Annotated in this window: 17 protein-coding genes, 1 pseudogene and 1 riboswitch; of the genes and pseudogenes, 8 read left to right on the forward strand and 10 right to left on the reverse strand. The window is 69.2% G+C overall.

Annotated elements, in window-relative coordinates; all coding sequences use genetic code 11:
• The first annotated feature begins 4 nt into the window (after positions 1–4).
• Positions 5–229: a hypothetical protein gene (locus tag OOK07_RS28890; protein ID WP_266684658.1), complete on the forward strand. Its 225-nt coding sequence runs from the start codon at positions 5–7 to the stop codon at positions 227–229.
• On the opposite strand, the gene OOK07_RS28895 is transcribed toward OOK07_RS28890, so the two are convergent.
• The 8 genes and pseudogenes from OOK07_RS28895 to OOK07_RS28930 form a co-directional block, all read right to left on the reverse strand.
• A complete protein-coding gene (locus OOK07_RS28895; RefSeq protein WP_266684660.1) occupies positions 196–678 on the reverse strand; it encodes a hypothetical protein in 483 nt (160 codons plus the stop codon). The genes OOK07_RS28890 and OOK07_RS28895 overlap by 34 nt on opposite strands.
• 160 nt (positions 679–838) lie before the next feature.
• Positions 839–1,042: pseudogene (locus tag OOK07_RS28900) on the reverse strand (nucleotidyltransferase family protein); the annotation flags it as partial.
• 28 nt (positions 1,043–1,070) lie between these two features.
• On the reverse strand, positions 1,071–2,027 hold the full coding sequence (locus tag OOK07_RS28905) for a ribonucleotide-diphosphate reductase subunit beta (protein WP_405673768.1): 957 nt from the start codon (positions 2,025–2,027) through the stop codon (positions 1,071–1,073).
• A 59-nt stretch (positions 2,028–2,086) separates the two neighbouring features.
• Positions 2,087–4,468: a ribonucleoside-diphosphate reductase subunit alpha gene (locus tag OOK07_RS28910; RefSeq protein ID WP_266799346.1), complete on the reverse strand. Its 2,382-nt coding sequence runs from the start codon at positions 4,466–4,468 to the stop codon at positions 2,087–2,089.
• 120 nt (positions 4,469–4,588) lie between these two features.
• Positions 4,589–4,717: riboswitch (cobalamin riboswitch) on the reverse strand.
• A 62-nt stretch (positions 4,718–4,779) separates the two neighbouring features.
• Positions 4,780–5,286 (reverse strand): GNAT family N-acetyltransferase, encoded by a 507-nt coding sequence (locus OOK07_RS28915; RefSeq protein ID WP_266684664.1) that lies wholly within the window; start codon positions 5,284–5,286, stop codon positions 4,780–4,782.
• 126 nt (positions 5,287–5,412) lie between these two features.
• Positions 5,413–7,038 (reverse strand): monocarboxylate uptake permease MctP, encoded by a 1,626-nt coding sequence (mctP, locus tag OOK07_RS28920; protein WP_266799348.1) that lies wholly within the window; start codon positions 7,036–7,038, stop codon positions 5,413–5,415.
• Entirely contained in the window at positions 7,035–7,298 is a 264-nt protein-coding gene (locus tag OOK07_RS28925) for a DUF3311 domain-containing protein (protein ID WP_266684668.1), read from the reverse strand. The genes mctP and OOK07_RS28925 overlap by 4 nt, the downstream gene beginning before the upstream one ends.
• A gap of 226 nt (positions 7,299–7,524) precedes the next feature.
• Positions 7,525–8,289, reverse strand: coding sequence for a GntR family transcriptional regulator (locus OOK07_RS28930; RefSeq protein ID WP_266799350.1), 765 nt, complete (start codon positions 8,287–8,289; stop codon positions 7,525–7,527).
• Positions 8,290–8,593: 304 nt separating this feature from the next.
• Here OOK07_RS28930 and OOK07_RS28935 point away from each other — a divergent pair, with 304 nt between their 5' ends.
• The 4 genes from OOK07_RS28935 to OOK07_RS28950 all read left to right on the forward strand — a co-directional run bounded on the left by OOK07_RS28935 (position 8,594) and on the right by OOK07_RS28950 (position 13,370).
• Positions 8,594–9,877, forward strand: coding sequence for an extracellular solute-binding protein (locus tag OOK07_RS28935; protein WP_266799351.1), 1,284 nt, complete (start codon positions 8,594–8,596; stop codon positions 9,875–9,877).
• A 101-nt stretch (positions 9,878–9,978) separates the two neighbouring features.
• Positions 9,979–10,968: a carbohydrate ABC transporter permease gene (locus OOK07_RS28940; RefSeq protein ID WP_266799353.1), complete on the forward strand. Its 990-nt coding sequence runs from the start codon at positions 9,979–9,981 to the stop codon at positions 10,966–10,968.
• A gap of 5 nt (positions 10,969–10,973) precedes the next feature.
• On the forward strand, positions 10,974–11,852 hold the full coding sequence (locus OOK07_RS28945) for a carbohydrate ABC transporter permease (protein ID WP_266802060.1): 879 nt from the start codon (positions 10,974–10,976) through the stop codon (positions 11,850–11,852).
• A 9-nt stretch (positions 11,853–11,861) separates the two neighbouring features.
• A complete protein-coding gene (locus tag OOK07_RS28950; protein ID WP_266799355.1) occupies positions 11,862–13,370 on the forward strand; it encodes a glycoside hydrolase family 3 protein in 1,509 nt (502 codons plus the stop codon).
• A 319-nt stretch (positions 13,371–13,689) separates the two neighbouring features.
• Here the strand turns inward: OOK07_RS28950 and nagB are convergent, their stop codons facing one another.
• Positions 13,690–14,475, reverse strand: coding sequence for a glucosamine-6-phosphate deaminase (nagB, locus tag OOK07_RS28955; protein WP_266684674.1), 786 nt, complete (start codon positions 14,473–14,475; stop codon positions 13,690–13,692).
• A gap of 295 nt (positions 14,476–14,770) precedes the next feature.
• Here nagB and OOK07_RS28960 point away from each other — a divergent pair, with 295 nt between their 5' ends.
• Entirely contained in the window at positions 14,771–15,793 is a 1,023-nt protein-coding gene (locus tag OOK07_RS28960; RefSeq protein WP_266802061.1) for an SIS domain-containing protein, read from the forward strand.
• A 36-nt stretch (positions 15,794–15,829) separates the two neighbouring features.
• Here OOK07_RS28960 and OOK07_RS28965 read toward each other — a convergent pair whose 3' ends face one another.
• On the reverse strand, positions 15,830–16,582 hold the full coding sequence (locus OOK07_RS28965) for an SDR family oxidoreductase (RefSeq protein WP_266799356.1): 753 nt from the start codon (positions 16,580–16,582) through the stop codon (positions 15,830–15,832).
• Positions 16,583–16,679: 97 nt separating this feature from the next.
• On the opposite strand from OOK07_RS28965, the gene OOK07_RS28970 reads away from it, so the two are divergent.
• Together OOK07_RS28970 and OOK07_RS28975 are read left to right on the forward strand one after the other, a co-directional pair.
• Positions 16,680–17,312, forward strand: coding sequence for a TetR/AcrR family transcriptional regulator (locus OOK07_RS28970; RefSeq protein ID WP_266799358.1), 633 nt, complete (start codon positions 16,680–16,682; stop codon positions 17,310–17,312).
• A 434-nt stretch (positions 17,313–17,746) separates the two neighbouring features.
• Positions 17,747–19,213, forward strand: coding sequence for a sensor histidine kinase (locus tag OOK07_RS28975; RefSeq protein ID WP_266802062.1), 1,467 nt, complete (start codon positions 17,747–17,749; stop codon positions 19,211–19,213).

Below are 19,213 nucleotides of genomic sequence, written 5' to 3' on the forward strand. Positions count from 1 at the left end.
GTCTATGGATACGGCACACATCGAAGGACTGATCGGAATGCTGACCGTTCTCGCCATTCTCGTCGTCCTGGTCCTCCCGTCAGTGATCGGCATCGCGCACGACCGTCGTATCGACCGTCAGATCCGCGAGGCCGACCGCGCCCGCCGGGAGGCCGCGGGCCACGGGACCACGGAGCGCCCCGCGCCGAGGCGGCACTACCTCACCACGACAGTGACCCACCACTCCTGAATCCCCAGGCAGGAGACCCGGCCCGTCCGGGCGGCGCACAGCGGCCGCGTGGACGTGAGCCGGGTCTTTCCCGTCGACACCGCCTTGAAGGCGGCGCTCGCGTCGCCGCGCTGCAGGACGATCCCGCTGTTGGCGGGTTCGAGCCCGGAGCCGTCGGCGGACAGGGGCTTCCAGGGCCGCTCGGCGGTTCCGTCCAAGGTGATGCGCAGGGTGTCGCCCACCGCCAGGCACACACTCCGGCCGCTGTCCGAGGCGCCGAGCGTCGAGACCTGCGTGCAGCCCGTGGGGCTCGTCGTCGGGCTCGGCGGCCGGGTCCCCGTGGAGGTGGGGGAGGACGACACGTCGGTGCTGTCGCCGCCCTTGCCGCTGTCGCTCTGGCTGCCGCAGCCGGCGAGGACAAGGGTGAGTGCCGCGATGGCGAGGGTCGTGCGGCGGATCGTTCGACTCATGGGGGGCCTCCTCTCCCTTCTGACGTGTCACCCGCTCTCCTGGATCCAAGCCGGGCCCCGGCCGCGAAGACGGCGACCGGGCCCCGGGGTCGTGCGGGGCGGTGCGGGGTCGAGCGGGATCAGCCGGTCGTCACGGCGGTGTCGTCGAAGACGAAGCGTTGACGTCGTAGTCCTTGATACAGCTGTCCGGCGGCCTGCCCGTGGCGACGTTCCAGACGGTCTGGAACAGGCACCCCGCCGTCAGGTACCACCCGGGCAGATCGAGCGACGCGGTCCGCGACAGGACTTTGGTCAGTACGTCGTTGCGGGAGAGCACCGTGCGCAGGGACTCGAGTTGCTGGTCGAGAGGGAGACGGCTGATCACCCTCTCGATTTACCACAGCCGGGCGTCGTCAGAAGTCCTCCTCCAGGTCGACCGTGCCCTCCACCGCCACCTGGTAGGCCGACGCGCGGCGCTCGAAGAAGTTGGTCAGTTCCTGCACTCCCTGCAACTCCATGAAGGAGAAGGGGTTTTCGGAGCCGTAGACCGGGGCGAAGCCGAGGCGGGTGAGGCGCTGGTCGGCGACGCATTCGAGGTACTGGCGCATCGAGTCGGTGTTCATGCCCGGGAGGCCGTCGCCGCACAGGTCGCGGGCGAACTGGAGTTCCGCCTCGACGGCCTCGCGCAGCATGTCCGTCACCTGCTGCTGGAGCTGGTCGTCGAAAAGGTCCGGCTCCTCCTTGCGGACCGTGTCGACCACGTCGAAGGCGAAGCTCATGTGCATCGTCTCGTCCCGGAACACCCAGTTGGTGCCGGTCGCCAGCCCGTGCAGCAGGCCCCGGCTGCGGAACCAGTACACGTAGGCGAAGGCGCCGTAGAAGAACAGGCCCTCGATGCAGGCGGCGAAGCAGATCAGGTTGAGGAGGAAGCGGCGGCGGTCGGACCTGGACTCCAGTCGGTCCAGTTTGTCGACCGAGTCCATCCACTTGAAGCAGAAGCCGGCCTTCTCGCGGATGGAGGGGATGTTCTCCACCGCCGCGAAGGCCGCCGTGCGGTCCTCCGGGTCGGGAAGGTACGTGTCCAGAAGCGTCAGGTAGAACTGGACGTGGACTGCCTCCTCGAAGAGCTGGCGCGACAGGTACAGGCGCGCCTCCGGGGAGTTGATGTGCTTGTAGAGGGTCAGCACGAGGTTGTTCGCGACGATCGAGTCGCCCGTCGCGAAGAACGCCACCAGGCGGCCGATCAGATGCTGCTCGGCGGGCGTGAGCTTGGCGAGGTCTGTCACGTCCGAGTGGAGGTCGACCTCCTCCACCGTCCAGGTGTTCTTGATGGCGTCCCGGTAGCGCTCGTAGAAGTCCGGGTAGCGCATGGGGCGCAGGGTCAGCTCGAAGCCCGGGTCGAGGAGCTGGGTGTTACGGGTGGGGCTGGTCACTGGCAGGCCTCGCAGGACTCGGGGTTCTCAAGGGAGCAGGCGACCGCATCGGGTTCGGCCGGCTGCTGTACGGGGAGGGTGGCTCGGGCCGCGCGGGCGATCCTCGTCGCCGGGCGGGAGCGCAGGTAGTACGTCGTCTTCAGGCCCTGCTTCCAGGCGTACGCGTACATCGAGGAGAGCTTGCCGATGGTCGGCGTCTCCAGGAACAGGTTCAGGGACTGGGACTGGTCCAGGTACGGGGTGCGGGCCGCTGCCATGTCGATCAGACCGCGCTGCGGGAGCTCCCACGCCGTGCGGTACAGCGCCCGCACCTCGTCCGGGATCCAGGCGAAGTCCTGTACCGAGCCGTTGGCGTCGCGCAGGGCCTCGCGGGTGCGGGCGTCCCAGACGCCGAGTTCCTTCAGGTCGTTCACCAGGTACGAGTTCACCTGCAGGAACTCGCCCGACAGCGTCTCGCGCTTGAAGAGGTTCGACACCTGCGGCTCGATGCACTCGTACACGCCCGCGATCGAGGCGATGGTCGCGGTGGGGGCGATCGCGAGGAGGAGGGAGTTGCGCAGGCCGACCTTCGCGATGCGCTCGCGCAGGGCGGCCCAGCGCTCCGGCCAGGCGTGCTCAGTGTCGTAGTGGTCGGGGTGCAGGACCCCCCTGGCCGTACGGGTCTTCTCCCAGGCCGGCAGCGGGCCGTTGCGCTCGGCGAGGTCGGCGGAGGCCTCGTACGCGGCGAGCATGATGCGCTCGGCGATGCGAGTGGAGAGCCGGCGGGCCTCGGGCGAGTCGAAGGGCAGGCGCAGCTTGAAGAAGACGTCCTGGAGGCCCATGGCGCCGAGGCCGACGGGGCGCCAGCGCGCGTTCGACCGGCCGGCCTGCTCGGTGGGGTAGAAGTTGATGTCGACGACGCGGTCGAGGAAGGTGACGGCCGTGCGGACGGTCTCGTCGAGCCGTTCCCAGTCGATGTCCTGACCGGCCACGAACGCCGCCAGGTTCACCGAACCCAGGTTGCACACCGCCGTCTCGCCGTCCTCGGTGACCTCCAGGATCTCCGTGCAGAGGTTGGAGGAGTGGACGACGTGGCCCGGCTCGGCCGTCTGGTTGGCGGTGCGGTTGGAGGCGTCCTTGAAGGTCATCCAGCCGTTGCCGGTCTGGGCCAGGGTGCGCATCATGCGGCCGTAGAGTTCGCGGGCCGGGATGGTCCTGCGGGCGAGGCCCGCCGCCTCCGCCCTGCGGTACGCGGCGTCGAACTCCGCACCCCACAGGTCGACCAGCTCGGGCACGTCGGCGGGGGAGAACAGGCTCCACGGCTCGTCGGCGTTCACCCGGCGCATGAACTCGTCGGGGATCCAGTGCGCGAGGTTCAGGTTGTGCGTACGGCGGGCGTCCTCACCGGTGTTGTCGCGCAGCTCCAGGAACTCCTCGATGTCGGAGTGCCAGGTCTCCAGGTAGACGGCGGCCGCACCCTTGCGCCGGCCGCCCTGGTTCACGGCGGCGACCGAGGCGTCGAGGGTCTTCAGGAACGGGACGATGCCGTTGGAGTGCCCGTTGGTGCCGCGGATCAGTGAACCCCGGCTGCGGACACGGGAGTAGGCGAGTCCGATTCCGCCGGCGTGCTTGGAGAGGCGGGCGACCTGGTGGTAGCGGTCGTAGATGGAGTCCAGCTCGTCGAGCGGGGAGTCCAGGAGGTAGCAGGACGACATCTGGGGGTGCCGGGTGCCGGAGTTGAAGAGCGTGGGGGAGGAGGGCAGGTAGTCGAGGCGGCTCATCAGGCCGTAGAGCGCGGCGACTTCGTCCAGCGGGCGGGCGCCCGTTTCCGAAGGGGGCGCGGTGTCGTCGGCGAGACCGGCGGCGACGCGCAGCATGAAGTGCTGGGGTGTCTCGATCACCCGGCGGGTGATCGGGTGCCGGAGCAGGTAGCGGCTGTGGAGGGTGCGCAGGCCGAAGTAGCCGAAGCGGTCGTCCGCCCGGGGGTCGACGAGTGCGTCGAGGCGCGTGGCGTGGACGCGGACGAACTCCGCGGTGCGGTCGGCGACGAGCCCTTCCCGGTGGCCCACGGCGACCGACTCGGTGAAGGAGGTGACGCCCTGTGAGGCGGCCTCCGCGGCGATGCTGATGGTGAGCAGACGTGCGGCCAGCCGCGAGTACACGGGGTCCTCCGAGATGAGACCGGCGGCCGCCTCCGTGGCCAGCTCGCGCAGCTCCGTCTCGTCCGCCTGCGCCGAGCGGCCGCGCAGCGCGGCGGCGGCGACCCGGCCGGGGTCGGCTCCGGGGAGGCCGGCGGTCAGCTCGGTCAGGGTCCGCAGCAGTGCGGTTCCCGGGCCGTCCGTTGTCGCCGCTGTCGCGGACGGTGTCGCTGAAGCCGGTTCGGCTGGCGCGATGGTCACGTGGGGCTCTCCCTCGCTCGGCACGGGGCCTTGCGGAGGGCAGGGGGATCACGAGCGCGCACGGCGTCGCGTCCACCGGCCCATTCCACGAGGCCCGGACGTCTGGGCACCCGGACGGTTCGGCCGGGCGCACTGTCGGCAGGTCCTCGGACTGACGCCCATACGTGTGCGAACACGCATGGGTACACCGTTGCGGGACAGTTCCGGATTCGCACCGGATTCCCCTGCGACGACAGCGAGCATGAGCATACATCTTGTGCCGGGCAGGAAAAGCGACCCCATATGTTGTGTCGTAGCGACTTCGGAGCGTGTCAGAGCGTCAACTCATAGGTGTGCAGGGTGAGGTCGGGGTGGTCCGGAAGGGGATTCCAGTCCCGCTCCGGGGCGCGGACGAAGCCCAGGCGCCGGTAGATGCGGTGGGCGGTGTGCATCAGCTGCTGGGTCGACAGGACGATGCCCGTGCAGTCCTCCGCGGCCCGCGCCCGCTCGATGCACGCCCGCACGAGAGCCTCGCCGGTCCCGCGTCCCCGCGCCCCCTGCGCGACCGCGAGCATCCGTATCTCCGCCTCCCCCGGCCGGGCCACGTCGGCCATGGGTCCGCCGGACGGGACGTAGGTGACTCCGCCGAGCAGCTTCCCGTCCGCCATGGCGACCAGTACGTCGGCCGAGGCCGCCCGCTTGGCCACGTTCCGCAGTTCGCCGAGGTATCGGTCGCTCTCGCCGAACGTCAGTAGGCCGTCCTGGAGGTAGGCCTGGGCGGTGATCTCGCCGAGAGTCTCGTACTCGCCGGGGTCCGCCTGCCGGATCACGATGTCCATGGGTCGAGTGTGGCGGACGGGTACGACAACGGGCCGCCGGATTTCTCCGACGGCCCGTCCGGTCCCCGTAGTTCCTACCGGCAGTGGTCCCGGTGGTTCCCAGCCAGTCCCTCGTGGATGTGGCCCCTAGTGGGACGTCCCCGCGGTCGCCGGCGGCAGCTCCACCTGAACGCCGGCGTCGCCCGCGTCCGCCGTGTAGTCCTCCGGCCTGGTCTCGTCGATGCCCTCAGGGGCCTTCACGGCCTTGAGGACGAAGGTCAGGACCACCGTCACCACCACGTTCAGGACGAACGCCGTCAGGCCGATGTAGCCGATCTCCCCGATGCCGGGGATCTCCTTGGCCGAGCCTCCGAAGTGCTTCTGCGTGGGGGAGGCGACGCCGTATGCGGCGAGGGTGCCGTAGACCATGCCGACCGCCCAGCCCGCGAGCAGCGCCCAGCGGTGGAACCAGCGGGTGAACAGACCGCCGACCAGCGCCGGGAAGGTCTGCAGGATCCAGATGCCGCCCAGGAGCTGGAAGTTGATCGCGACCGTCTTGTCCATGGTGAGGACGAAGACGAGCGCGCCCACCTTCACCAGCAGCGAGACCAGCTTGGAGACCTTGGTCTCCTGCGCCGGCGTCGCGTCCGGCCTGATGAAGTCCTTGTAGATGTTGCGGGTGAACAGGTTCGCGGCCGCGATCGACATGATGGCCGCCGGGACGAGGGCACCGATGCCGATCGCCGCGAAGGCCACGCCCGCGAACCAGTCGGGGAACATGTTCTCGAACAGCTGCGGGATGGCCAGCTGCCCGTTGGTGACCTTGACCCCCGCCGCGATCGCCATGAAGCCCAGCAGGGCGAGGAGGCCCAGCATCAGGGAGTACAGCGGCAGAATCGTGGTGTTGCGGCGGATCACGTTGCGGCTCTTCGAGGACAGCGTCGCCGTGATCGAGTGCGGGTACATGAAGAGCGCGAGCGCGGAGCCCAACGCCAGTGTGGCGTACGTCCACTGGCCCGGCTCGGCCGGCGCCAGCGCACCGCGCGGCTTGCCCGTCGCCGGGTTGGTCTGCGTGAACGCGTGACCCGCCTTCGCGAAGATGTCGTCGAAGCCGCCCAGCTTGATCGGGATGTAGATGATGGCCACCGCGATGACGAGGTAGATCAGCCCGTCCTTCACGAACGCGATCAGCGCGGGGGCCCGCAGACCCGAGGAGTACGTGTAGGCCGCCAGCACGCCGAACGCGATCAGCAGCGGCAGGTCCTTCACGAACCAGTTGGTGTTCTCGCCGCCGCCCACTCCCATCACGTCAAGGACGGCCTGGATGCCGACCAGCTGGAGCGCGATGTACGGCATGGTGGCCAGGATGCCGGTGACGGCGACCGCCAGCGACAGCCCCTTCGAGCCGAAGCGGCCGCGTACGAAGTCCGAGGTCGTCACGTATCCGTGCCGGTGCGAGACCGACCACAGGCGGGGCAGGAACGTGAAGATCAGCGGGTAGACGAGGATGGTGTACGGCACCGCGAAGAAGCCGGCCGCGCCCGCCGCGTAGATCGCCGCCGGGACCGCCACGAAGGTGTAGGCGGTGTACAGGTCGCCGCCGAGCAGGAACCAGGTGACCCAGGTGCCGAACGACCGTCCGCCCAGGCCCCATTCGTCCAGGCTCTCGTTCTCGGCCTTGCGCCAGCGGGCGGCCAGGAAGCCCATGGCCGTGACGGCCAGGAAGAAGAAGATGAAGACGCCGAGTGCGACGCCGTTCACGCCGTCGTTCATTCCGGCGCACCGCCCTTCTGCGAGGCGCGGGCGCGCTGGTCACGCTGCCACAGCTTGTACGCGGTCATGGTCAGCGCCGTGGAGATGAGCACCCACAGCATCTGGTACCAGTAGAAGAACGGGATCCCGATGAACGCCGGGTCCGTCTTGGCGTAGGAGCCGACCCACAGCATCGCCACGAACGGTGCGATCAGGCACAGGGCGATGACCACACGGACCGGTGTCACCACCGGTGGTCTCACTTCGGGCACTTCGGACATGTTGCGGCTCCGTCCCCTCACGATCACCTGTGATCACCTGTGTAATGCGCAGGCAATCTAGGTCACCGTGTCACGGGAACGGAAGGCCTCGTCCGCATATCGGTATGTCGATTCGGTGAAGGCCCGGCATCGGCGTCAGCGGCGGCGTGCCGGCAGCAGCGGAAGCCCTGTCGCGGGTCTCCTTGCTGACGGCACATCCGCATTGGCTCGAACTGGTTCAGGGCGCTCAGTCGACAGGCCTCTTCAGTCGTGCCACGAACTTGTAGCGGTCCCCCCGGTACACCGACCGCACCCACTCCACCGGCTGGCTCCCCCGGTCCAGTGAGTGCCGGGAGAGCATCAGCATGGGCAGGCCCACGTCGGTGCCGAGCAGGCCCGCCTCGCGCGGGGTGGCCAGTGAGGTCTCGATGGTCTCCTCGGCCTCGGCGAGATGGACGTCGTAGACCTCGGCGAGTGCGGTGTAGAGGGACGTGTACTTGACCAGTGACCTGCGCAGGGCCGGGAAGCGCTTGGCGCTCAGGTGCGTGGTCTCGATGGCCATCGGTTCGGAGTTGGCCATCCGGAGGCGTTCGATCCGCAGTACCCGGCCGCCGGCCGTGATGTCGAGCAGCTCGGCGAGGCGGTCGTCGGCGGTGATGTAGCCGATGTCCAGCAGCTGCGAGGTGGGTTCGAGTCCCTGGGCGCGCATGTCCTCGGTGTACGAGGTGAGTTGTAGCGCCTGCGACACCTTCGGCTTGGCCACGAACGTGCCCTTGCCCTGGATCCGCTCCAGGCGGCCCTCGACCACCAGCTCCTGGAGGGCCTGGCGCACCGTCGTGCGGGAGGTGTCGAACTCGGCGGCCAGTGTGCGCTCGGGCGGTACCGGCGTGCCGGGCGACTGCGTCTCCGTCATGTCGAGCAGGTGCTTCTTCAGGCGGTAGTACTTGGGGACGCGCGCGGTACGGACACTCGCCCCGCCCTCGTTCTCCGCACTGCTGACATCGGTGGTCATGCTCTGCCTTCCCGGCTCCGGATGCGGCTCACGTCGTGATCCCTTCTGTATACCGTCGCCGCCTCTTCTGGTCTAGTCCACAACGCCAAGTGGTCTAGCGGAAGAGGCTACTCCGGCCTCATGTTTTCGCTGGCTTCTTACTTAAAGGTTCCTGCATATATAGGTCGCATAACAGCTGGTCAGAGCCGTTTCCTTCACTCTTGACAGGCGTTTTGGTCTGGTCCAAGCTCCCGGTACTGGTCTACACCATTGGTCCAGGTCCCGGCCCATGGGCGGGGGGTGTGGCATCCCTGAGGAGGGTGGCGTGAAGCGCAAGCTGACAGTCGCGATCGGCATCGCGGGCATGATGGTCTCCATCGCCGCGTGCGGCGGCAATGACGACAACGGCTCTTCCCACAGCGGCGCGGACGCCAAGGAACTGACCGTCTGGCTCACCGTCGACGCCCAGAACAACTGGCCCGACCTGGTGAAGGCCGCCGACGCCGCGGTCAAGAAGGCGCATCCCGGCATCAAGATCAACCACGAGTACTACGGCTGGCCGGACAAGAACACCAAGCTCGACGCCGTCCTCGCCACCGACAAGGCGCCGGACGTGGTCGAGATGGGCAACACCGAGATGCTCGGCTACATGGTCAAGGGCGCCTTCGCCCCCGTCGACGCCGCGAAGTTCACCAACTCCGCCGCCTGGCTCGACGGCCTCAAGGCCTCGGTGACGTACGGCGGCAAGACCTACGGCGTCCCGTACTACGCGGGTGGCCGCGTCGCCAACTGGCGCAAGGACGTGTTCGCCGCGGCCGGCGTCAAGACCCCGCCGAAGACGTACGCCGAACTCACCGCCGCCCTCGACAAGGTGCAGAAGAAGGAGGGCGACAAGTTCTCCGCCTGGTACCAGCCCACCCGGGACTGGTACGCGGCCATGTCCTTCGTCTACGACGCCGGCGGCTCCATCGCCAAGGAGTCGGGCGGCCAGTGGAAGGCGACCCTCTCCTCGCCGGAGTCCGTCAAGGGCCTCACCGCGTTCAAGAACGTCGTCGACAAGTACATGCACGGCGACAAGACCAAGGACGAGTCCGACCGTTACATCGTCTACGGCCAGGGCAAGTCCGGCATGATCTTCGGCGCAGCGTGGGAGGGCGCGACCTCCGCCGACCCGAAGAACGACAAGACCGGCAAGCTCAAGAACAACCTCGAGAACTTCGTCATGCCGGGTCCGTCCGGCAAGAACATGCCCGTCTTCCTGGGCGGCTCCGACCTCGCCATCCCGGTGAAGTCCAAGGCGCAGGCCGTCGCCGCCGAGTGGATCAACGCCTTCACCGGCCCCTCCGGCCAGAAGGGCCTGATCGCCAAGGGCAACCTGCCCAACAACAAGACCGACCTCGCGACCCTGAAGAGCGACCCCGCGACGGCGGTCCCGGCCACCGCTGCCGAGTCCAACTGGTTCGTCCCGATGGCGCCGGGCTGGGGTCAGGTCGAGAAGGCCCAGGTCCTGCAGACCATGCTGCAGAACATCGGCACCGGCAAGAAGTCGGTCGAGGCAGCCGCGAAGGAAGCGGACGCCGCGATCGACAAGGTCATCAACACCAAGTGACCTTCGGAGCAGGGCTCTGTTGCACCGACAGGGCCCTGCTGCCCGCACACCCGTGCGGGCTTCGCTTTCGTACGACCTGAGGGACCGCTGAGGAGCGCGCCATGAGTGCCGCAGACACGACCACCCCCGCCAAGGTGCCGCCGCCGCGGCAGGCGCCGCCACCGGCGCCGGTCACCAAGTACCCACGCAGAGCCCGGACTTCGGGCGGCTCGGCCACGCCGTGGCTGCTGCTCGCACCCTGCCTGCTGATCCTGGCGCTGGTCCTCGGCTATCCCCTGGTCCGCCTGGTCACCCTCTCCTTGCAGAAGTTCGGGCAGTCCCAGCTGTGGGGCTTCCAGCCGGCCGACTGGGTCGGGTTCGACAACTTCAGCGGCGTACTGGGCGACGGCGAGTTCTGGCAGGTCGTGGTGCGCACGATCGTCTTCGCGGCCGGCTCGGTCGTCTTCACCATGGTGCTGGGCATGCTGATCGCCCTGCTCCTGCAGCGGGTCTCCGGCTGGGTGAAGACGCTCGTCAACATCGTCCTCGTGGCCAGCTGGGGCATGCCCATCATCGTCGCCACCACGGTCTTCAAGTGGCTGTTCGACGCCGACTACGGCATCCTCAACGCGCTGCTCAGCAAGCTGCCCGGGGTCGACCTGATCGGCCACAACTGGTTCGCGAGCGGACCGCAGGGCCTGGCCGTGATCATGCTGCTGGTGGTCTGGGGAGCCGTCCCCTTCGTCGTCATCACCCTCAGCGCCGGCCTCACCCAGGTCCCCGCCGAACTGGAAGAAGCGGCCAGGCTGGACGGCGCCGGCTCTTGGGGCGTCTTCCGCCACGTCACCCTGCCCATCCTCAAGCCGATCATCGTGATGCTCACGACCCTGTCGGTCATCTGGGACATGGGCGTCTTCCCGCAGGTCTTCGTGATGCGCAACGGCCACCCCGAGCAGGAGTTCCAGCTCCTGACCACCTACTCGTACGACCGTGCCTTCGTCGTCAACGACTACGCGCAGGGCTCGGCGATCGCCCTGATCACCGTGGTGCTGATGCTCGGTGTGGTCGCCGTGTACATGCGCCAGATGCTGAAGATCGGAGAGGTCGAATGACCACCATGGACGCCGTCGCCACCGCGGGGAGCGGGGCAGGGCGCGGACGGGGGAGCACTCCGCGGCCCCGCAGGTCCAAGCTCGGCTGGAACCTCCTCGGTCTCCTCGTCTTCCTCACCGCCGGCTTCCCCGTCTACTGGATGCTCAACACGGCCATCAAGCCGGCCAAGGACACCATCGACCCCGACCCGAGCCTGCTGCCGACCGGCTTCACGCTCGACAACTTCCGCCGGGCGCTGGCCATCGCGGACTTCTGGGGCCCGGTCGGCCGCAGCCTGATCGTCTCCCTCACCGTGGTGGCGATCGGCATCGTCGTCGGCATGCTGGCCGCGCTCGCCATCTCCCGGTTCGCCTTCCGCGGCCGCAAGATCGTCATCGTCGGCATCCTCGCGGTCCAGATGGTCCCGCTGGTCGCCATGATCATCCCGATCTTCCTGCTCCTGAACGACCTGGAGCAGTACGACAAGCTCTCCGGCCTGATCATCACGTACCTGACCTTCATCCTCCCCTTCACGGTGTGGACGCTGCGCGGCTTCATCGTCAACATCCCCAAGGAGCTGGAGGAGGCGGCGATGGTGGACGGCTGTTCCCGCACGGGCGCCTTCATCCGGGTCGTCTTCCCGCTCCTGGCCCCGGGCATGGTCGCCACCTCGGTCTACGGCTTCATCCAGGCCTGGAACGAGTACCTCTACGCCCTGATGCTGCTCAGCCAGAAGAACCAGACCGCGACGGTCTGGCTCGGCAACTTCACCACCAAGCACGGCACCGAATACGCGCCGATGATGGCCGGAGCCACGATGATGGCCGTGCCGATCGTCGTGCTGTTCCTCCTCGTCCAGCGCAAGATGGCCGCGGGCCTGACCGCGGGCGCAGTGAAGGGATAACGCCCCCCGATGACGACATTCGCCAGCGGTACAGCCGCATCCAATCCAGAAAAGGACGGCCTGACCCGCGACGCCCTGTCCGTCCTGCAACCGGGCTTCACCGGCACCACCGCCCCCGACTGGCTGCTGCGCCGCCTCGGGGAGGGCCTCGCCTCGGTCGGCCTGTTCGGCCGCAACATCGCCTCGCCCGGACAACTGGCAGCCCTGACCGCCCAGTTGCGCGCCGAACGCGACGACGTCCTCGTCGCCATCGACGAGGAGGGCGGGGACGTGACCCGCCTGGAGGTGCGGACCGGTTCCAGCTTCCCCGGCAACCTCGCGCTGGGAGCGGTGGACGACGTGGAACTGACCCGGGAGGTGGCCACCGAGCTGGGCCGCCGCCTGGCCGCCTGCGGGGTGAACCTCAACTGGGCCCCGTCGGCCGACGTGAACTCCAATCCGGACAACCCCGTGATCGGCGTACGCTCCTTCGGCGCCGACACCGGCCTGGTCGCCCGGCACACCGCCGCCTACGTCACCGGCCTGCAGTCCGCCGGGGTCGCCGCCTGCACCAAGCACTTCCCGGGCCACGGTGACACGGCCGTCGACTCCCACCACGCCCTGCCCCGCATCGAAGCCGACACGGCGGTACTGAACTCCCGCGAACTGGTGCCCTTCCGCGCGGCCATCGCCGCCGGCACCCGCGCCATCATGAGCGCCCACATCCTGGTCCCCGCCCTGGACCCGGACCGCCCGGCCACGCTCTCACGCACCGTCCTCACCGATCTCCTGCGCGGCGAACTCGGCTACGACGGCCTGATCGTCACCGACGGCATGGAGATGCAGGCCATCGCCGGGACGTACGGCATCGAGCGGGGCAGCGTCCTCGCCCTGGCCGCCGGCGCCGACGCGATCTGCGTGGGCGGCGGCCTCGCCGACGACGAGACCGTGCGACGCCTGCGCGACGCCCTCGTCTCGGCGGTGCACACCGGTGAACTCGCCGAGGAACGCCTGGCGGACGCGGCGCAACGGGTCCGGGCGCTGGCCCGCTGGACCGCCGCCGCGGGACCGGCCGACGCGGAACGCACCGCCGACCCGGAGGTCGGCCTGCGTGCGGCCCGCCGCGCCCTGAAGGTGACCGGCGCCGAACGCTTCACCCCGCTCACCGAACCGCCCTACGTCGCCGCCCTCACCCCCGTCGCCAACATCGCGGTCGGCGACGAGACACCCTGGGGCGTCGCAGCGGAACTGTTCCGCCTTCTCCCCGGCACCGAGACGGGCAGCTTCGCCGGCGAGCACGCGGGCCGCACGGCCCTGGCCGCGGCCGGCCCCCGCCGCATCGTGGCCGTAGTCCGCGACGAACACCGCCACCCCTGGATGGCCACGGCCCTCGACACGCTGCTTGCCGCCCGCCCCGACACGATCGTGGTCGAGATGGGCCTCCCGCAGGCGCCGGCCCGTGGCGCCCTCCACATCGCCACCCACGGCGCAGCCCGGGTCTGCGGCCGCGCGGCGGCAGAGGTCATCGCGGGAGAGTAGCCCCTACGACGACGAAGGCGCCGGTCCCCGAACAGGAGGGTGGCGCCTTCGCCGCCCTGAGGGGCGCGGGCCCGGGCCCGCGCCCGGGGCCGAACCGATATGCGGCTCCACCGCGCGGCGCGGACAATCCACGCGGTCGGCGTTCGGCGGTCGGCAGTCAGTTATTGGTTGTCGGCAGAGGGCAGAGGGCAGAGGGCAGAGGGCAGAGGGCAGAGGGCAGAGGGCAGAGGGCAGACGGCAGACGGCAGACGGCAGACGGCAGACGGCAGACGGCAGACGGCAGAGGGCAGCCAACCGAACCGACAGACGAAACCCGCCTCTAAATCCCCTGCCAGTCAGGCTTGTTGACGTAGGTGTGCCTGAAGTAGTCGGCCAACTTCAGCTTGGACGCCGCGCCCTCGTCTACCACAACCGTCGCATGCGGATGCAGTTGCAGAGCCGACGCCGGGCACACCGCGGCCACCGGCCCCTCGACCGTCGCAGCGACCGCGTCCGCCTTGCCCTCTCCCGTCGCGAGGAGCACCAGGTGCCGCGCCTCCAGGATCGTCCCGATGCCCTGCGTGATCACGTGGTGCGGCACCTGCTCGATGTCGCCCTCGAAGAAACGCGCGTTGTCGATCCGGGTCTGCTCGGTCAGCGTCTTGATCCGGGTGCGCGAGGCGAGGGACGAGCACGGCTCGTTGAACCCGATGTGTCCGTCGGTCCCGATCCCGAGCACCTGCAGATCGACCCCGCCGGCCTCGGCCAGCGTCGCGTCGTACGCCTCGCACGCCCCCAACACGTCCTCGGCCGTACCGTCGGGCCCCATGAAGGCGTCCATCCCTATCCCGAGCGGCTCCAGCACCTCGCGCCTGAGCACGGAACGGTACGACTCCGGATGCTCGGCCGGCAGCCCCACATACTCGTCGAGCTGCGCGATCCGCGCCCGCGAGGCATCCGCGGCACCCGATCGGACCTTGGCCGCGAGCGCCTCGTAGATGGGCAGCGGGGTCGAGCCGGTGGCCACGCCGAGCAGCGCCTCGGGCTTGCGCCGCAGGAGCTGGGCCATGGCCTCGGCGATGAGCTCGCCGCCCGACTTGGCGTCCGGAACGATGACAACTTCCACGCTGGGCCTGCCGTTCTGAAGGGCTGTGTGGTTTAGACCAATCTAACAGAATCGGCCTCTGCGCCCCAGGGCGAAAACGGGGACATCGCCATTCCACGTGGAGGACGGGCGCCGTTGGGCACAGGGGAGTGGAATGGGTGCGGTGCTGCCGGTGTGCAGCGCCGCGCACGGCGATGAGCGACACCCGGGAGGAATCCACATGACCGCCACGACACCGGACCCGGCACCCGCTTCGACACCGGACCCGGCATCCGCCTCGGCTCCCGGCTCTCGGCGCGACGTCCCGGGCCGGATCATGGCCCGTGAAATGGCCGAGCAGCCCACCGTGCTGCGCCGCATCCTCGAGCAGGGCGCCCCCGTCATCCGCCAGGTGGCCCAGGACGTCGCCGCCCGCAAACCCCGCTTCGTGATGCTGACCGCCCGCGGCACCTCCGACAACGCCGCCCTCTACGCCAAGTACCTCCTGGAGATCCGTCTCGGCCTGCCCTGCGGCCTCACCTCGATGTCCACCACCACGGCGTACGGCGCCCGCCCCGACCTCACCGACGTCCTCGTCGTCGCCGTCAGCCAGTCCGGCGGTTCCCCGGACCTGGTGGCCTCGACCCGTGCCGCCCGTGAGGCCGGCGCGATCACCCTCGCCGTCACCAACAACGCCGACTCACCGCTGGCCGGAGTCTCCGAGTACCACGTCGACATGATGGCCGGACCGGAGAAGGCCCTTCCCGCGACCAAGACCTATACGGCCTCCCTCCTCGCCCTCTACCTCTTCGTCGAAGGCCTGCGCGGCGGCGACGGTGCTCCCGCGAAGGTGCTGCCGGACCTCGCCGAGCAGCTGCTCGCCCGGCAGGATGAGGTCCGCGCCCTCGCCGCCCGCTACCGGTTCGCCGAACGCATGGTCATCACCTCCCGCGGCTACGGCTATCCCACGGCCAAGGAAGCCGCTCTCAAGCTCATGGAAACCAGCTACATCCCCGCCCTCTCCTACTCCGGCGCCGATCTGCTGCACGGCCCGCTCGCCATGGTCGACAACGTCTCCCCGGTCATCGCCGTCGTCACCGACGGCAGGGGCGGCGAAGCCCTGCAACCCGTCCTGGACCGGCTGCGCGGCCGCGGCGCCGACCTGTTCGTCGTCGGTCCCAGGAGCCAGGTCGAGCAGGCCTCGGCCGGCTTCGTCCTGCCCACCGACGGCGTGGCCGAGGAGGTTCAGCCGATCCTGGAGATCATTCCGCTGCAGCTGCTGGCCCACGAGATCACCATCGCCCGCGGCCAGGACCCGGACGCCCCCCGTGCACTGGCGAAGGTAACGGAGACGCACTGAGCCGGCCCGGCGGACAGCCCGCGCCCCGGGGAAGCCCTACGTGAGCGAACCCCCGGTCGCGTCCACCCAGCTCCCCGTCACCCACCGGCCGGCGTCCGACGCCAGGAACGCCACCACGTCCGCTATGTCGGCCGGCTCGCCCACCCGCCCCAGCGCCGAGACCGCGGCCGCCTGTGCCCAGCCGCCCTCGGTGGCGTGCAGCAACTCGTAGGTGTTGTCGGTGTCCACGAACCCCGGCGCCACCGAGTTCACCGTGATGCCCCGCGCGCCCAGCACCTTCGACAGGTCCCGGGAGAACACGTCCAGCGCGCCCTTGGTCATCGCGTACGCCATGTTCCCCGGCATGACGGCGGTCCGGGCGAGGCCGGACGAGATGTTGATGACCCGGCCGCCGTCCCGCAGCCGCTCCGCGCCCTTCTTGACGAGGAAGAACGGCGCCTTCACATTCACCGCGAAGACCCTGTCGTACTCCTGCTCGTCTACTTCCTCGATCGGCCGCGTGCTCCCGATCCCGGCGTTGTTCACCAGGATGTCCAGTCCCTCCGCATGCCGGTCGAACTCCGTCCAGAGGGCCTGCGCGTCCCCGGGCCGCCCCAGCTCGACGCCGATCGCGAACGCGGAACCGCCCGCGGCCTCGATCGCGGTCACCGTCTCCTTCGCAGCCCGCTCGTTCCTCCCGTAGTGCACTGCGACCCGGGCACCCTCGCGCCCCAGCCGCTCGGCGATCCCCCGTCCGATCCCCCTGCTCGCTCCCGTGACCAGTGCCGTCCTGCCGGCAAGCATGCCCATGTCGACGCCCCCTTCGTAATTCCATAGCGGTCGCTACAGAAAAGACCGTACAGCGTCCTGCCGACATTTCTCTAGCACCCGCTATACAATTCACTCCATGGTGGGCAGCGAGGAGACCGGCGCGAAGGTGGACGTCACGTCGAAGCCGCGTGGCCGGCCCCGTTCCTTCGACCGTGAGACCGCGTTGGAGAAGGCGGTCATGGCCTTCTGGGAGCACGGGTACGAGGCGACCTCCGTCTCCGACCTCACCCGCGTCATGGGCATCGGCGCGCCGAGTCTGTACGCGGCGTTCGGTGACAAGCGAGCCCTGTTCGAGGAGGTCGTGACCTCGTACGGCACGCGCTACGGCTCCTTCGGTGACCGGGCCCTCGCCGAGGAGCCCACGGCCCGGGCTGCCGTGGAGCGGATGCTGCGGGAGGCCGCCGCCGAGTACACGGCTCCCGGCCGCCCGCACGGCTGCCTGGTCATCCACGCGGCGACGAACTGCACGACCCCCGAGGTCGAGGTCTCCCTGCGCGACCGGCGCAACGCCAACATCGCCGCGTTCCAGAGTCGCATCAAGGACGGCGTCGCGGCGGGGGAGATGCCGGCCGGCACCGACGCCGCCGCGCTCGCCCGGCACACGGGGGCGGTCATCCAGGGCATGTCCCAGCAGGCGCGGGACGGAGCGAGCCGGGAGCAACTCGAGGCGCTCGCGGAAATTGCCATGACCATCTGGCCCCGCACATGAACCGACACGGGTTAGGCTGCGTGAGGGATACCAGGGCGTCCGAGTAGTCGCTCCGGCCCCGGAACTGACAACAACAAACAGGCTCCAACGCATGGACACACAGAGTGGTCTAGTCCACAATGCGTAGGGAGCGTGCGTTGTAAGCATGCGAAGCAAGCGAGCTTCCGTCCTCCCCGCACAGGAGGACGGACGGAGGAACCGGAGCTCTCTGCCCTGACTGCCCCGGCTCCTCATCCTTCGGCCATCCGGGACCGCACACCCCGCGGCCGATGTTGCTCCGGGCTGCGGTGCCGGGAGGGCTGAGGGTCCCTCTCAGGCGCCGCGGCCCGCGGGTGTTTTCAGGGCTTGTACGCATCCCCGTCGACGGAGCCCGTCGGCCGCCTGTTTTTTAGGACCTGCACATACCCCCAGGTACGCTCACACACGTGCCCTCCATGAACGAACTGGTCCGCCAGCACACCGCCCTCGACGACTCCGACCTCGAGTGGCTCCATCTGCTGGTCTCGGAGTGGCAGCTGCTGTCCGACCTCTCCTTCGCCGACCTCGTCCTGTGGGTCCCCACCCGCGACGGCACCCGGTACGTCTCGGTCGCCCAGATGCGCCCCAACACCGGCCCCACCTCCTACCAGGACGACATGGTCGGCCACCTCGTCCCACGCGGCCGCCGCCCCATGCTGGACGCGGCGCTCGACGAGGGCCGTATCGTGCGTGAGGGCGACCCCGAGTGGCGCGAGGAGGTCCCCGTCCGGGTCGAGTCGATCCCCGTACGACGGGAGGGGCGCGTCCTCGGCGTGATCGCGCGCAACACCAACCTGCTGACCGTGCGCACCCCGAGCCGTCTGGAACTGACGTACCTTCAAAGCGCCTCGGACCTCGCGCAGATGATCGCGGCCGGCTCGTTCCCGTTCGCGAACCAGCAGATGGACATGGACGCCGCACCGCGCGTCGGCGACGGCCTGATCCGTCTCGACGCGGACGGCCTCGTCCAGTACGCCTCCCCGAACGCCCTGTCCGCCTACCACCGCATGGGACTCGCCTCCGACCTCGTCGGCCAGCACCTCGGCAGGACCACCGCCGAACTCGCCCCGAGCCGCGGGCCGGTGGACGAGGCGCTCGCCAAGGTCGCCAGCGGATGGGCGCCGCGCGAGTTCGAGATCGAGGCCCACGACGGGGTCATCCAGTTCCGTGCGATCCCGCTCAAACCCAAGGGCACCCGCATCGGTTCACTGGTCCTGCTCCGGGACGTCACCGAACTGCGCCGCCGCGAGCGCGAGTTGATCACCAAGGATGCGACCATCCGGGAGATCCACCACCGGGTGAAGAACAACCTCCAGACGGTTGCCGCCCTGTTGCGCCTTCAGGCCCGGCGCATCGAGTCCGACCGCGGCCGGGAGGCCCTCGAAGAGGCGGTCCGCCGGGTCGGATCGATTGCGATCGTGCATGAGACGCTGTCCCAGAACCTGGACGAGCGCGTGGAGTTCGACGAGATCGCCGACCGCGTCCTGTCGATGGTCGCCGAGATCTCGCCGGGGAAGGTCACCGGCCGGCGCAGCGGCCGCTTCGGAATCCTGGACGCCGAGGTGGCCACCCCGCTGTCCATGGTCCTGACGGAGATCCTCCAGAACGCCCTCGAACACGGATTCCGTGAAGGCGACACCGGCACGGTCGAGGTGTCGGCCGTGCGTGGTGGCACGGCGAAGGAGGCCCGCCTCCTGGTCACCGTCCAGGACGACGGCGTCGGCCTCCCCGAGGGCTTCGACCCGCACACCTCCGGCAACCTGGGTCTGCAGATCGTACGGACCCTGGTGGAAGGGGAGTTGGGCGGCACGTTCGACATGGTTCCGGCGCCGGAGCGCGGGACGCGGGTGATCCTGGACGTTCCGGTGCAGACGCACAAGTAA

Source organism: Streptomyces sp. NBC_00078 (assembly GCF_026343335.1).
Lineage (GTDB): Bacteria > Actinomycetota > Actinomycetes > Streptomycetales > Streptomycetaceae > Streptomyces.

Bases quoted from the DNA above. Each gene is read 5' to 3' on its own strand.
- OOK07_RS28960 (WP_266802061.1), top strand. From the start codon at position 14,771: ATGGCCCGTGAAATGGCCGAGCAGCCCACCGTGCTGCGCCGCATCCTC.
- OOK07_RS28890 (WP_266684658.1), top strand. From the start codon at position 5: ATGGATACGGCACACATCGAAGGACTGATCGGAATGCTGACCGTTCTC.
- OOK07_RS28895 (WP_266684660.1), bottom strand. From the start codon at position 678: ATGAGTCGAACGATCCGCCGCACGACCCTCGCCATCGCGGCACTCACC.
- mctP (WP_266799348.1), bottom strand. From the start codon at position 7,038: ATGAACGACGGCGTGAACGGCGTCGCACTCGGCGTCTTCATCTTCTTC.
- OOK07_RS28975 (WP_266802062.1), top strand. From the start codon at position 17,747: ATGAACGAACTGGTCCGCCAGCACACCGCCCTCGACGACTCCGACCTC.
- OOK07_RS28925 (WP_266684668.1), bottom strand. From the start codon at position 7,298: ATGTCCGAAGTGCCCGAAGTGAGACCACCGGTGGTGACACCGGTCCGT.
- OOK07_RS28940 (WP_266799353.1), top strand. From the start codon at position 9,979: ATGAGTGCCGCAGACACGACCACCCCCGCCAAGGTGCCGCCGCCGCGG.
- OOK07_RS28970 (WP_266799358.1), top strand. From the start codon at position 16,680: ATGGTGGGCAGCGAGGAGACCGGCGCGAAGGTGGACGTCACGTCGAAG.
- OOK07_RS28950 (WP_266799355.1), top strand. From the start codon at position 11,862: ATGACGACATTCGCCAGCGGTACAGCCGCATCCAATCCAGAAAAGGAC.
- OOK07_RS28905 (WP_405673768.1), bottom strand. From the start codon at position 2,027: ATGCGCTACCCGGACTTCTACGAGCGCTACCGGGACGCCATCAAGAAC.
- OOK07_RS28930 (WP_266799350.1), bottom strand. From the start codon at position 8,289: ATGACCACCGATGTCAGCAGTGCGGAGAACGAGGGCGGGGCGAGTGTC.
- OOK07_RS28965 (WP_266799356.1), bottom strand. From the start codon at position 16,582: ATGGGCATGCTTGCCGGCAGGACGGCACTGGTCACGGGAGCGAGCAGG.
- OOK07_RS28915 (WP_266684664.1), bottom strand. From the start codon at position 5,286: ATGGACATCGTGATCCGGCAGGCGGACCCCGGCGAGTACGAGACTCTC.
- OOK07_RS28945 (WP_266802060.1), top strand. From the start codon at position 10,974: ATGGACGCCGTCGCCACCGCGGGGAGCGGGGCAGGGCGCGGACGGGGG.